This is a genomic window from Janthinobacterium sp. Bl 1, from assembly GCF_058215535.1.
Genome location: NZ_CM177086.1, coordinates 4,654,727 through 4,666,917, shown reverse-complemented (window position 1 = coordinate 4,666,917; position 12,191 = coordinate 4,654,727). Strand labels below are relative to the sequence as shown.

The 12,191-nt window shown below is 64.5% G+C and carries 12 protein-coding genes; 6 read left to right on the top strand and 6 right to left on the bottom strand.

Annotated features, from left to right (window positions below; genetic code table 11):
- Nucleotides 1-33 precede the first annotated feature (33 nt).
- Both AC4BCN_RS20990 and AC4BCN_RS20985 read right to left on the bottom strand, forming a co-directional pair.
- Complete coding sequence (locus tag AC4BCN_RS20990; protein WP_070311373.1) at nt 34-420, bottom strand: DoxX family protein; 387 nt, start codon at nt 418-420, stop codon at nt 34-36.
- A 29-nt stretch (nt 421-449) separates the two neighbouring features.
- Nucleotides 450-1,151 (bottom strand): pirin family protein, encoded by a 702-nt coding sequence (locus tag AC4BCN_RS20985; RefSeq protein ID WP_034749933.1) that lies wholly within the window; start codon nt 1,149-1,151, stop codon nt 450-452.
- 167 nt (nt 1,152-1,318) lie between these two features.
- Here AC4BCN_RS20985 and AC4BCN_RS20980 point away from each other — a divergent pair, with 167 nt between their 5' ends.
- Together AC4BCN_RS20980 and AC4BCN_RS20975 are read left to right on the top strand one after the other, a co-directional pair.
- Nucleotides 1,319-2,245, top strand: a complete 927-nt coding sequence (locus AC4BCN_RS20980) for a LysR family transcriptional regulator (protein WP_034749931.1) — start codon at nt 1,319-1,321, stop codon at nt 2,243-2,245.
- Between the two features lie 165 nt (nt 2,246-2,410).
- Nucleotides 2,411-4,567, top strand: coding sequence for a putative bifunctional diguanylate cyclase/phosphodiesterase (locus AC4BCN_RS20975; RefSeq protein WP_139089898.1), 2,157 nt, complete (start codon nt 2,411-2,413; stop codon nt 4,565-4,567).
- 11 nt (nt 4,568-4,578) lie between these two features.
- On the opposite strand, the gene AC4BCN_RS20970 is transcribed toward AC4BCN_RS20975, so the two are convergent.
- Nucleotides 4,579-5,112, bottom strand: a complete 534-nt coding sequence (locus AC4BCN_RS20970; RefSeq protein ID WP_139089897.1) for a DUF4256 domain-containing protein — start codon at nt 5,110-5,112, stop codon at nt 4,579-4,581.
- A gap of 64 nt (nt 5,113-5,176) precedes the next feature.
- On the bottom strand, nt 5,177-6,085 hold the full coding sequence (locus AC4BCN_RS20965; RefSeq protein WP_139090079.1) for a LysR family transcriptional regulator: 909 nt from the start codon (nt 6,083-6,085) through the stop codon (nt 5,177-5,179).
- A gap of 97 nt (nt 6,086-6,182) precedes the next feature.
- On the opposite strand from AC4BCN_RS20965, the gene AC4BCN_RS20960 reads away from it, so the two are divergent.
- Nucleotides 6,183-7,415 (top strand): MFS transporter, encoded by a 1,233-nt coding sequence (locus AC4BCN_RS20960; RefSeq protein WP_490491675.1) that lies wholly within the window; start codon nt 6,183-6,185, stop codon nt 7,413-7,415.
- Here the strand turns inward: AC4BCN_RS20960 and AC4BCN_RS20955 are convergent.
- Nucleotides 7,380-8,273 (bottom strand): LysR family transcriptional regulator, encoded by an 894-nt coding sequence (locus tag AC4BCN_RS20955; protein WP_034749920.1) that lies wholly within the window; start codon nt 8,271-8,273, stop codon nt 7,380-7,382. The genes AC4BCN_RS20960 and AC4BCN_RS20955 overlap by 36 nt on opposite strands.
- Before the next feature lie 98 nt (nt 8,274-8,371).
- On the opposite strand from AC4BCN_RS20955, the gene AC4BCN_RS20950 reads away from it, so the two are divergent.
- Together AC4BCN_RS20950 and AC4BCN_RS20945 are read left to right on the top strand one after the other, a co-directional pair.
- Entirely contained in the window at nt 8,372-9,478 is a 1,107-nt protein-coding gene (locus tag AC4BCN_RS20950) for an alpha/beta hydrolase (protein WP_490491674.1), read from the top strand.
- Complete coding sequence (locus tag AC4BCN_RS20945) at nt 9,475-10,659, top strand: MFS transporter (RefSeq protein ID WP_490491673.1); 1,185 nt, start codon at nt 9,475-9,477, stop codon at nt 10,657-10,659. The genes AC4BCN_RS20950 and AC4BCN_RS20945 overlap by 4 nt, the downstream gene beginning before the upstream one ends.
- A gap of 19 nt (nt 10,660-10,678) precedes the next feature.
- On the opposite strand, the gene AC4BCN_RS20940 is transcribed toward AC4BCN_RS20945, so the two are convergent.
- The gene (locus AC4BCN_RS20940) at nt 10,679-11,572 is read right to left on the bottom strand and encodes an EamA family transporter (protein ID WP_070302149.1); all 894 of its coding nucleotides are present in this window, start codon (nt 11,570-11,572) and stop codon (nt 10,679-10,681) included.
- A 76-nt stretch (nt 11,573-11,648) separates the two neighbouring features.
- On the opposite strand from AC4BCN_RS20940, the gene AC4BCN_RS20935 reads away from it, so the two are divergent.
- Entirely contained in the window at nt 11,649-12,137 is a 489-nt protein-coding gene (locus tag AC4BCN_RS20935; protein WP_034750278.1) for an Lrp/AsnC family transcriptional regulator, read from the top strand.
- The last annotated feature ends 54 nt before the right edge of the window (nt 12,138-12,191 follow it).

Genomic DNA, 12,191 nt, shown 5'->3' with positions numbered 1-12,191 from the left:
ATGACGGGCCCGTCCGGTCAGGCAGCCTTGGCCTTATTTGGTCTGGCGAAAACCGCGCTCCACCAGCAAGAGCATGCCGCCGAAGATGGACAGGTTCTTCAGGAAGTTCGTCAGCTGGTCCTGGAAGTGGGCCGCATCGGCGCTCCAGAAGGCGTGGAAGATCACGGTAGTCGGGATCAGGAACAGCGCCAGGGCCAGCGCCGCCCAGCGCGCCTGCCAGCCCGTGATCAAGAGCAAGCCGCCGCCCACTTCCAGCACGATCACGCCCACCAGCAAGATATTGGCGATCGGCAAGCCCTGGCTGGCCATGTAGCCGGCCACACCGGCAAAGCCGCCGATTTTCAGCAAGCCCGAGACAAAGAACAGCACGCCAAGGGCGGCACGGCCGAGGGGCAGCAATACGTTGGTTCTGTTTTCCATGATTTTCTCTTTCTTAATATATTTATCAATTATTTAGGCAGGTCGAAGAGCAGGAATTCCGCATCTTCCGGCTGAGTGATGATCACGCTGGCTTCCTGCGTCAGCTTCAGCGCATCGCCCGCTTTCAACGGCGTGCCGTTGACGACCAGGCTGCCGCGGATCAGGTGCACATAGGCGAGGCGGCCTTCTTCCAGCGCATGTTCGGCCTGTTCGCCTTCCTGCAGGATGCTGGCGTAGATGGCCGCATTCTGGTGGATCAGCACGGAACCCTGGCGGCCGTCGGAGGAGGCGATCAGGCGCAGCTTGCCCCGTTTGCTTTCCGGCGTGAAGTGTTTCTCTTCATAGCTGGGCGGAATGCCCGTCACGTTCGGCTGGATCCAGATCTGCAGGAAGTGCAAGCCCTCCGTTGCCGAGTGGTTGAACTCGCTGTGGCGCACGCCGCTGCCGGCGCTCATGCGCTGCACATCGCCGTAGTGCAGGACGGAGCCCGTGCCCATGCTGTCCTTGTGTTCCAGCGCGCCGTCGAGCACATACGAAATGATTTCCATGTCGCGGTGGCCGTGTGTGCCGAAACCCTGGCCAGGCGTGACCCGGTCTTCATTGATCACCAGCAAGGGGCCAAAGCCCATGTGCAGCGGATCATGGTAGCTGCCGAAGGAAAAGCTGTGGTGGGAATTGAGCCAGCCGTGGTTGGCTGCGCCGCGTTCTTCGCTATGACGAATCTGTAACATGGTGGACTCCGTTTCTAAAGGTTAATGTGCGATAATTTCGAAGGACCGTTGCCTGGCGTTACGCCGTGGCTTCTTTTCTGCCCTTCGCTGTACGATGAACAAAGTATAGGCCCCCCAGCAGAGAAAGAAAAACGGAAAATCTTGCGACCTATGATCGAAAAAATCGAATGTTAAGACTGAGCCTGGAAGCCCTGCAAATCGTTGACGCCATCGACCGCCGCGGATCGTTCTCGTCGGCCGGCAAGGAGTTGCATAAAGTCCCGTCCACTATTTCCTATACGGTGGCCAAGCTGGAAGACGACCTGGGCGTGCAAGTGTTCCAGCGCAATGGCCCGAAAGTCATGCTGACGGCGGCTGGCCAGGAATTGCTGAAAGAGGGCCGTTATCTATTGAAGGCGGCGCAGGACCTCGAGCACCGCGTGCGCAGGGTGGCGTCCGGCTGGGAAACGGAATTGTCGATCGGCATCGATTCCATGTTTTCCGCCGTGGCTCTGGCTGACGACGTGCGCGCCTTTTACGACGTGGCGCAGCAGACGCGCCTGCGCCTGTCGCAAGATACCCTGTCGGGCACGTGGGAAGCGCTGCTGGACCGGCGCGCCGACTTGCTCGTGGGCGCGCCCGGCGACGGACCGGCGGGCGGCGGCTATATCGCGCAGCCGATCGGCATGCTCGACTTCGTCTTTACCGTGGCGCCCACGCATCCGCTGGCGCAGGTGCGGGAACCGTTGTCGCGCGGCCACCTGCAGCAGCACCGGGCCGTGGTGGTGGCCGATTCGGCACGCCAGATGGCGCCGCGCACGGTGGGTCTGCTGCTGGGGCAAGATGCCTTGAGCGTGCCGAACATGCAGGTCAAGTTCGATTACCAGGTGCTGGGGCTGGGCTTTGGCTTCCTGCCGGGGCCGTGCGCGCGCGCCGCCATCGCCCGCGGCTTGCTGGTGGAAAAGGCCGTGGAAGAGCCGAAACCGTCGGAAACGTTTTACCTGGCCTGGCGAGTGGGCGAGGATGGCGCGGCATTGCGCTGGTGGATGGCGCGCATGCGCGAACCGGATGTGTTTGCCCGCCTGGCGCAGCATCTGCCGGGCCATTCGGCGTAGGCCTTAAAATGTTGACATACGCCAACATTTTTAAGTTACCATATTCGCAGTATTGCAATCGTATTTCTTGCCCGACCTCCATGCCCCACAGTGGGATTTTGATGATTACACACACCGCAGCGCCCCTGATACCTTCCCCTGACCTGGCCCACGAGTGGGGTTGCCATGCTTGAGGCGAAGGTCGCGCTGTGCCTGCGCCTGGCTCAGGATGCCCGTGAACAGGCGGGGCCGCAGCAGGCCGCCACCCTGGCGCGGCTGGAGGAAGAGCTGGAGCGCCTGCGCGGCGCCAGCCGGCCCGTGGTGCGCGTGGCGCCCCCCGACGCCTTGCTGGAAATCGATCCCGACGGCTTTTTGATCGGCTGGAACCATGGCGCCGAACAGATGTTCGGCTATTCCGAAATCGAGGCGCTGGGCCAGCACATCCTGTTTTTGTATCCGGAAGACGACGCGGAAGCGAGCGTGCTGGAACTGCATTTCTTGCAGGGCGACGTGGCCACCGATGTGCGCCGGCGCAAGAAGTCGGGCATGGTGACGTGGCTGCGCATGCACCGCCACGTGATCCACGACCAGGCGGGCAAGGCGTGCGGCATGGCCGTGCGCCTGTCGGCCATGAGCGAGCCGCTGTCCGACGTGGACAAAGTCAGGTTGCACGCGCGCATTATCGAAGACAGCGAGCAAGCCGTGCTGATCACGGATGCGGAAGAGCGCATCGTTTCGATCAACAGCTCGTTCAGCCGCATCACCGGCTATTCGCCTGCCGAAGCCATCGGCCGCACGCCGGACTTGCTGCGCTCGGGCGTGCACGACCCCGATTTCCGCGCCAAGGTGCGCGCCGCCATGCGCGGGCACGGTTCCTGGCGCGGCGAAATCATCGGCAAGCGCAAGAATGGCGAACTGTTCCCGCAAGACGTCACCATCAGCGTCGTGCGCGACGAATTCGGCGAAATCAGCCACGTGTTTTCCCTGTTTTCCGATATCTCGGTGCACAAGGATGCCGAAGCGCGCATGCAGCGCATGGCCAACTACGACAGCCTGACTGGCTTGCCCAACCGCTGCCTGCTCAATCAATTGGTCGACCAGGGCCTGGCCGAAGCGAAACGCCAGGGCACGCATGGCGCGCTGATGGTCATCGACATCAGCCGCATCGGTTCCATCAGCGACACACTGGGCCATGAAGTGGGCGACCAGCTGGTGATCGCCATCGGCCAGCTGTTCCGGGGCGCCCTGCGCGACGCGGACATCCTGGCGCGCGTCGACAACAGCAAGTTCGTCGTGGCCCTGCTGCATATCGAAAAGCGCGAACATGCGGCGAATGTGGCGCAAAAGCTGCTCAACCTGCTCGAGGCGCCCATCAATATCGATGCGCACGCGCTGCACGTGGGTGCCAGCATCGGCATCACCGTGTATCCGGAAGATGGCCTGGAAGCGCCTGCCCTGTTCCGCTTTGCCGACGTGGCCGTGTCCAAGGCGGGGCAGACCATCGAATCGACCTTCCTGTTCTATCGCGAAGACATGAACCGCAGGGCCAAGGAACATTTGCGTCTGGAAAGCGAAATGCGGCTGGCGCTGGGCGACAAGGAACTGGAATTGCATTACCAGCCGAAAGTGAGCCTGGCCAGCGGACGCATCGTGGGCGCGGAAGCCTTGCTGCGCTGGAAGCATCCGATGCGCGGCATGGTCTCGCCCGGCGTCTTCATCCCTGTTGCCGAGGAAACCAGCTTGATTCTGGAGCTGGGCACCTGGGTGCTGGACGAGGCGTGCCGCCAGATCCGCAGCTGGGAAGACCGGGGCCTGCACATGCCGGCCATCGCCGTCAACCTGTCGGCGCGCCAGTTCGATGAGCAGTTGCCTGCGCGCATAGCGGCCGTGCTCGAGCGCTACGGCGTGCGGCCCGACCAGATCATGCTGGAAATCACGGAAAGCCTGTTGATGCGCGGTGCCGACAAGGTCATCGACATCATGAACCAGCTGGTGGCCATGGGCCTGGCGCTGGCGCTGGACGACTTCGGCACCGGCTATTCCAGCCTGGCCTATCTGAAGAAATTCCCCATCAGCACATTGAAGATCGACCGCTCGTTCGTCATCGGCTTGCCGTTCGAGGAAAACGATTGCGCCATCGCCCGCGCCATCGTCACCATGGCGCAGCAGCTGCGCCAGGAAATCGTCGCCGAAGGGGTGGAAACGGCCGAGCAGATGCGTTTCCTGCGCGAACTCGGCTGCGACCAGCTGCAAGGCTATCTGTTCAGCCCGGCCGTGCCGGCGGCGGAATTCGAGCTGATGCTCGATGAAGGCCGGCAGTTGCGCCTGGAAGAGGCAGTCTGAAACCGTAGCGGTCAGACGCGCAGCAAGCCACGGAAACCCCGGCTCGCATAATACGAGTCGGCGCCATTGTGGTAGACGAAGACCTGATCATAGCGGCGGTCGCAAAACAGGGCGCCGCCCAGCGCCCGGATGCTGTCCGGCGTCGCGATCCAGCTCGAGGTCTTGCGGTCGAACGGTTCCAGCTCCTGCAACTGGCGGTACTGCGTTTCCGTCAGCAAGGCGATACCCATCGTTTGCGCCATGGCCATGGCGCTGCCGGTCGGCTTGTTGGCCTTGCGCGCGGCCAGGGCCGCCGCATCGAAACACAGGCTGCGCCGGCCGAGCGGGCTTTCTGCTGAGCAATCGAAAAACGTGACGGTGTCGGTGTCGCCGGCGTGTCCGATGACGTCCGGTTCGCCGCCCGTATCTTGCATTTGCTGCAAGACCGCCAGGCTGGCGGGAGCGGCGTCCAGCCGCGCCAGCACCTTGTCCCATGTCCAACCCGGATGGCGGTGCATGTGCTTGCTGAAGCGGTTTTGCAAGGTATGGATCAAGTCATCGTGCATGGCGCGGCTCCCTGGAAGTTCAACGATACGGCCGATTATAAGACGCGATGCGGGCAGGCGGCGCTCACCCCAGCTGCACTTTTTCCAGCAGATAATCGAGCATCACGCGCACCCTGGCCGGCACTTGCAAGCCCGGTCCCACGAAGACGGCGTGCACGAGTTCCCTGTCGCCCGGATTGTAGTCCTGCAGCACGGGAATCAAATCGCCCCGCTCGATGTCGCGCAGCACGTGCTGGCGTGAAAAGCGTCCCAGTCCCATGCCGGCCAGCACCAGCTGGCGCATGCTTTCGCCATCGCTGACGCAGGTATTGCCCTGCGGCGCCACCTGCAATGTTCCGCCCGCGCCATCGAGGAAGGGCCAGGTTTCGTTCTGGCAGCGGAAGTTGAACGCCAGCAGATTGTGCGTGGATAAGTCCTGCGGCGTGCGCGGCAAGCCGTGGTGCGCCGCGTAGGCGGGCGAGGCCACGACGACCATCACATCTTCGCCCAGCTTGCGCGCCACCAGGTTCGATTCCTTCAGCTTGCCCGTGCGGATGGCGATGTCGGTGCGGTCTTCCAGCAAGTCGACGATGGCGTCGCTGACGACGACGTCGAGCACGATGTCGGGATAGCGCTGCGCGAACTCGGGCAGGATGGGCAGCAGATGGCGCACGCCGAATGGCACGAAACAGTTGATGCGCAAGCGCCCGCGCGGCGCCGCGCCCTGCGATGCTTCGCGCTCGGCGCCGTCGATATCGTCGAGGATGCGCTTGCACTGCACGAAGAAGGCGTCGCCCTCGGGCGTCGTGTGCAGCTGGCGCGTGCTGCGCTGGAGCAAACGCGCGCCGAGCCGCGCTTCCAGGCGATTGACGAGCTTGCTGACGGCTGACGGCGTCAAGGCCAGGCGGCGCGCGGCGGCGGAGAACGCCCCCGTTTCCACCACGGCGACGAACACGGCCATCTCGAACGCGCGGTTGATGTCTTGCCTGGCCATTATTGAATCCATTTCACAGGTGTTTCCATTATCGGAGTCTATATCAAAAGCGGTTTGCTCGATACACTGACTGGCTTGAACTCAGCCGGAGAATGCCATGACCACCGCAAGCCCTGTTTCACCTCAAGCCAGCAAGATGCCGCGCGGCGTGCTGGCGCTGGCCGTCGGCGCCTTTGCCATCGGCGTCACCGAATTTATCGTCGTCGGCATCCTGCCCACCATCGCGAAAGATTTGCATATTTCCATCGAATCGGCCGGCTCGCTGGTCAGCCTGTATGCGCTGGCGCTGGCCATCGGCACGCCGCTGCTGGTGCTCTTGATGTCGCGACTGCCGCGCAAGGCGGCCCTGCTGGGGCTGATGAGCGTGTTCCTGGCAGGTAACCTGCTGGCAGCGTTTTCCCACACATTCGAACTGTTGCTGCTGGGGCGGGTCATCACTGCCGTGGCGCACGGCACCTACTTTGCCATCGGCGCCACCGTGGCCGCCAGCCTGGTGGACAAGGCGCAGGCGGGCAGGGCGATTTCCGTGATGTTCGCGGGATTGACCCTGGCCATGGTGATCGGCGTGCCGTTCGGCAGCTTCCTCGGCAACCTGATGGGCTGGCGCTTGCCCTTCTTTGCCGTGGTGGTCTTGGCCGCGCTGGGCCTGGCCGCCATGGCGCGCTGGCTGCCGGCCGGTTTGGCGCAAGGCAAAGGCGGCAAGGCCATGACGCAGCTGGCGGCCCTGGGCAGCGGTCCCATTTTGACCATGATGGCCGTGACGACGTTCGGTTTCGGCAGCAGCTTTGCCGCGTTCACGTTTATCACGCCCATCCTGACGGACGTGACGGGCTTTTCCGCCACCATGGCCAGCGCCTTGCTGATCGTGTTCGGCATCGCCACTTTTGCCGGCAATCTGGCGGGCGGCTACCTGACCAGCCACCTGGGCTGGCAAAAGGCCTTGCGATTGATGCTGGTGTTGCTCGCCGTCACGCAAGCGGGCGTGGCGCTCAGCATCAGCTCGCAGTGGATGATGACGGTGATGCTGTTCGTCTGGGGCGTGTTCGCCTTCGGCCTGTCGCCCGCCCTGCAGGCCGGCATGCTGGCCACGGCCGAGCGCTACACGCCGCACGCCGTCGATTTCGCCTCGGGCCTGAATATTTCCGCGTTTAACCTCGGTATTTCCTTCGGTTCGATGCTCGGTGCGCTGATGGTGTCGCGCCACATGATGGCGTCGTCGCCGTGGGCCGGCGTGGCGGCGGCATTGCTCGCGCTGCTGCCGCTGGCCTGGCTGGCGCGCAGGAACGTGGCGAAATCAGGCGCGGTAGCGCAGCGCCTCCACGAAGGCTGAAAACGCGGGCGTGGCCTGGCGCCGGTTCGGGTAGTACAGATGGTAGCCCTGGAAGGTGGGACACCAGTCGGCGAGGATTTCGACCAGGCGGCCATCGGCCAGGTAAGGCGCCAGCAGGGGCTCGGGCACATACGCCAGGCCGATGCCGTCGAGCGCCGCATTGAGCACGTGCATGATGCTGTTGAACACCAGCTGGCCTTCGGCCTTGACGGCAAAGGCTTGGCCATCCTTTTCGAATTCCCAGGCGTAGATGGCGCCAGCGGGCCGGTGGCGGATATTCACGCAAGCGAATTCCGTCAGCGCATGCGGCGTCGCGGGCGCCCCATGGCGCGCGAAATACGCGGGCGATCCCACCACGGCCAGGCGCCAGTCGGGGCCGATGCGCACGGCGATCATGTCCTTGCTGATCGCTTCGCCCAGGCGGATGCCGGCGTCGAAGCGCTGCTCGACCACATTCGTAAAGCCGTAGTCGACCACCAGTTCCAGGCTGATGTCGGGATAGTCGCGCAGGAAGCCGGCCAGCATGGGGCGCAGCAGCAGTTCGATATGGTCGTCGGTGCAGGTGACGCGGATAGTGCCGCGCGGCTTGTCGCGCAGCGCGCCCAGCGCCTCGACCTCGGCGGCGATCTGCTCGAACAGGGGCGCGATGGCCAGCATGAGCTTTTCGCCCGCGTCGGTGGGCGCCACGTTGCGCGTGGTGCGCGCCAGCAGGCGCACGCCCAACCGTTCTTCCAGGGTGCGGATGGTATGGCTGAGCGCGGACGCGGTGATGCCCAGCCTGGCGGCGGCCTTGGTAAAGCTGCGTTCCCGCGCCACGGCGAGGAATGCTTGCAGATCGTTGACTTTGGTTTGGCTCATTGCTGAATTTTTCTCATAACTACATCAAGATTGTACCCGCTAATCAAAAGAGCTTGCCTGCGTCAAGATGGTGCCCTGACTTTTAAAGGAGCATGGGCATGAAGACAACACGCATGAAAACGACCGCTGGCCGCCGCGAATTCGTCAAGGCAGCGGGCACGGGCATGGCGGCACTGGGCGTCCTATCCGTCCTGGGCGCACCCATTTTCGCCACCGCCGCGCCGGCCTTGCCGGCCATGCCCGATGGCGCCGACAATTTCTACAAAAGCGGCAAGGTGACGGTACAGCCGGTGCGCTTCCGCAACCAGTACCAGATGACGGTTGCCGGCAATCTGTTCCTGCCGGCGCAGCTGGACCCCGCTCGCCGGCACGCCGCCATCATCGTTGGCCACCCGATGGGCGCCGTCAAGGAGCAAAGCGCGAACCTGTATGCGACCAAAATGGCCGAGCAGGGCTTCGTCGCCCTGTCGCTGGACCTGTCGTTCTGGGGCGAGAGCGAAGGGCGGCCGCGCAACGCCGTCTCGCCCGATATCTACGCCGAGGATTTCAGCGCCGCCGTCGATTTTCTCGGCGCACAAGCCTTGGTCGACAGCGAACGCATCGCCGCCATCGGCATTTGCGGCAGCGGCAGCTTTGTCATCAGCGCGGCCAAGATCGACCCGCGCATCAAGGCCATCGCCACGGTGAGCATGTACGACATGGGCGGCGCCAGCCGCCACGGCTTGCGTCAGTCGCAAACGCTGGCGCAGCGCCAGGCTTATATCGCCGCGGCCGCGCGCCAGCGCCAGGTGGAGTTTGCCGGAGGCGCCACCGCCTACACGAGCGGCACCTTGCCCGAGCTGAGCGCCAACCCAAGTGCTATCGAACGCGAATTCCACGACTTCTACCGCACGCCGCGCGGCGCCTACATCCCTGCCAGCCAGCTGCCTGAGCGCGCCACCCGTCCCACCTTGAGCAGCAACGTGAAGTTCATGAATTTCTATCCCTTCATCGATATCGAGACGATCTCGCCCCGTCCGCTGCTGTTCATCACGGGCGACCAGGCGCACTCGAAGGAGTTCAGCGAGGATGCCTACCGGCGCGCCGCCGAGCCGAAGGAGCTCCATTACGTTGCCGGCGCCGGCCACGTCGACCTGTATGACCGCGTGACCCTGATCCCGTGGGACAAGCTGGCGTCGTTCTTCCAGCGCGCCCTGGCGGCATGAGCGCGGTCCGCAGCGAGGCGGCAGCGCCCGCGTTCTGGGGCGGCATCTTTGCCATGACCCTGTGCGTGTTCACCCTGATCGCCTCCGAATTCATGCCCGTCAGCCTGCTCACGCCCTTGGCGGCGGACTTGCACGTCAGCGAAGGCCTGGCCGGCTATGGCATCGCCATCTCGGGCGCCTTCGCCGTGCTGGCCAGCCTGTCCATCGCTACCCTGGCGGCATTGATGAACCGCAAGACCTTGCTGCTGCTGTTGACGGGCCTGATGTGCGTGTCGGCGCTGGTGGTGGGACTGGCCACCAGCTACGCGATGTACATGGCGGGGCGCGCGCTGATTGGCGTGGTGGTGGGGGGATTCTGGTCGATGTCGGTCGCCGTCGCGATGCGCCTCGTGCCCAGCCACAGCGTGCCCAGGGCGCTGGCCATCTTCAATGGCGGCAATGCGCTGGCGACCGTGGTGGCCGCGCCGCTGGGCAGCTATCTGGGCGCCAGCATCGGCTGGCGCGGCGCCTTCCTGTGCCTGGCGCCGGTGGCGCTGCTGGCGCTGGCCTGGCAGTGGCGCAGCCTGCCATCGATGCCGGCGGCGCCGCGGTCGGCCCGTTCCGGCCAAATCTTGCGCCTGCTCGAACGCCGCCAGGTGGCCCTGGGCATGCTGGCCGTCGGCGCGTTCTTCATGGGGCAGTTCGTGCTGTTTACCTATGTGCGTCCGTTCCTGGAAAACGTCACGCGCGTCGGCGTGCCCACCTTGTCGATGCTGCTGCTGGCGATCGGCGTGGCCGGCTTCATCGGCACGGCGCTGATCGGCGTGGTGCTGCGGCGTGGCCTGTACCGCACGCTCGTCGCCATTCCCTTGCTGATGGCCGCCATCGCGCTGGCCCTGCTGGCGTTCGGCGACGAGCTGGCGCCCGTCTTCGTGCTGCTGGGGCTATGGGGATTGCTGGCGACGGCCGCGCCCACGGGCTGGTGGTCGTGGCTGGCGCAGACCTTGCCTGATGACGCCGAAGCCGGTGGCGGCCTGATGGTGGCCGTCGTCCAGCTGTGCATCGGCTTCGGTTCCACCGTGGGCGGCATCCTGCTCGATGGCCACGGTTTTCGCGCCACCTTCACGGCCAGCGCCGCGCTGCTCGTGCTGGCCGCGCTGCTGGCCTGGCGCACGGCCAGGCAGCACGAGGCATCGTCATGATCTATGCCAGCTTCACGATTTATATTCGGGCCTGAGCACCAGCCGGCGCAGCGCGTCTCTGGCGCTGCGCCATGTACGAACTGCCCATCGACGCGGCCATGATCATGGCAATCGCCAGCCATTGCCCGGCACCGAGGCGCTCGTCGAGCAGGATGTACGCGAGCATGGCGGCCACGGCCGGCTCCATGCTGCTCATGATGCCGAACGCTTGCGGCGTCAGCCGCTTCAGGGCCACCATTTCCAGCGAGATCGGTATCGCGCTGGAAATGAGCGCTACCCCTAAGCCTACGCCCAGCACGACAGGCGAGAGCAGGGCGGCGCCGCTGTGCATCACGCCCACGGGCACGACCACCAGCGCGGCCATGGCCAGGCCCAGCGAGACGGAATGGCCCGCATGCAAATGGCTGGCGCGCTTGCCGAAGACGATATACGAGGCCCAGCATACGGCAGCGCCCAGGGCGAACAGCACGCCTGTCGGATCGAGGTTGCTGACGTCGTGGCCGAGCGGCAGCAGCAGCGCCAGTCCCGCCACGGCCAGGGCCACCCAGACGAAGTCGAGTGGGCGGCGCGAGGCCAGCAGGGCCACGGCGAGCGGGCCGGAAAACTCGATCGCCACGGCGATGCCGAACGGGATCGTGCGCAAGGCCATGTAGAAGCACAGGTTGGTCAAGCCCAGCGCGGCGCCGTACAGGGCCACCGTGCGCAGGTCGGCACGGCTCAGCTGCCAGCGCCACGGGCGCCAGAACAGCAACAGCAGCAGCGCGGAAAAGCCCACGCGCACGGCCGTCGTGCCCTGCGCGCCCACGAGCGGAAACAGGCTGTGCTTGGCCCATGACGTGCCCAGTCCCAGGCAGGTGACGGAGCCGAGGATGGCCAGCAGGGGAATCAACGAGGAATAGCGGCGTAATGGCATGTGATAAAAGGCTTGATATCGGAATAGTGAAAGTTTATTGTGTCTGCTCCGAGTTTTGCACTGCATTTTGACCTTCATGACGCAACTTTCGCTCACGCCCTCCCTCACCCTCGATACCTTCGACCTGGCCATCCTCGACATCTTGCAGCGCGATAACACGACATCGCAGCGTGAAATCGCCCAGGCCGTGCACTTGTCGGCACCGGCCGTGCAGCGGCGCATCCGCCGCCTGCGCGAGAGCGGCGTGATCCGCAATGAAGTGGCCGTGCTCGACGCGAGCCGCGTAGGCCGCCCCCTGATCCTGACGGTGGAAGTGCATCTGCACGACGAACACCCGCAGCGCACGGCAGGCATGCGCGCGCGCATCATGGCCGAGCCTGCCATCCAGCAGTGCTACGGGATCACGGGCGAGGCCGATTACCTGCTGATCATTACCGCCAGCAGCATGGCCGAATACGAGGCGCTGACGGAGCGCCTGTTCGGCGGCGACGACAATATCCGGCGCTACCGCACGTCGGTGGCATTGACTTGCCTGAAGATGGGCTTGCACGTGCCGCTGGGGTAGGCGGAAGATTTTCCCTGGCATAAGCGGGACAGGGACGAATGTAGGAGCATGAAA

Coding starts and splice junctions, on each gene's coding strand:
- AC4BCN_RS20970 (WP_139089897.1), bottom strand. CDS start 5,112: ATGCACGATGACTTGATCCATACCTTGCAAAACCGCTTCAGCAAGCAC.
- AC4BCN_RS20960 (WP_490491675.1), top strand. CDS start 6,183: ATGACCACCGCAAGCCCTGTTTCACCTCAAGCCAGCAAGATGCCGCGC.
- AC4BCN_RS20945 (WP_490491673.1), top strand. CDS start 9,475: ATGAGCGCGGTCCGCAGCGAGGCGGCAGCGCCCGCGTTCTGGGGCGGC.
- AC4BCN_RS20965 (WP_139090079.1), bottom strand. CDS start 6,085: ATGGCCAGGCAAGACATCAACCGCGCGTTCGAGATGGCCGTGTTCGTC.
- AC4BCN_RS20985 (WP_034749933.1), bottom strand. CDS start 1,151: ATGTTACAGATTCGTCATAGCGAAGAACGCGGCGCAGCCAACCACGGC.
- AC4BCN_RS20975 (WP_139089898.1), top strand. CDS start 2,411: ATGCTTGAGGCGAAGGTCGCGCTGTGCCTGCGCCTGGCTCAGGATGCC.
- AC4BCN_RS20980 (WP_034749931.1), top strand. CDS start 1,319: ATGTTAAGACTGAGCCTGGAAGCCCTGCAAATCGTTGACGCCATCGAC.
- AC4BCN_RS20955 (WP_034749920.1), bottom strand. CDS start 8,273: ATGAGCCAAACCAAAGTCAACGATCTGCAAGCATTCCTCGCCGTGGCG.
- AC4BCN_RS20940 (WP_070302149.1), bottom strand. CDS start 11,572: ATGCCATTACGCCGCTATTCCTCGTTGATTCCCCTGCTGGCCATCCTC.
- AC4BCN_RS20990 (WP_070311373.1), bottom strand. CDS start 420: ATGGAAAACAGAACCAACGTATTGCTGCCCCTCGGCCGTGCCGCCCTT.
- AC4BCN_RS20950 (WP_490491674.1), top strand. CDS start 8,372: ATGAAGACAACACGCATGAAAACGACCGCTGGCCGCCGCGAATTCGTC.
- AC4BCN_RS20935 (WP_034750278.1), top strand. CDS start 11,649: ATGACGCAACTTTCGCTCACGCCCTCCCTCACCCTCGATACCTTCGAC.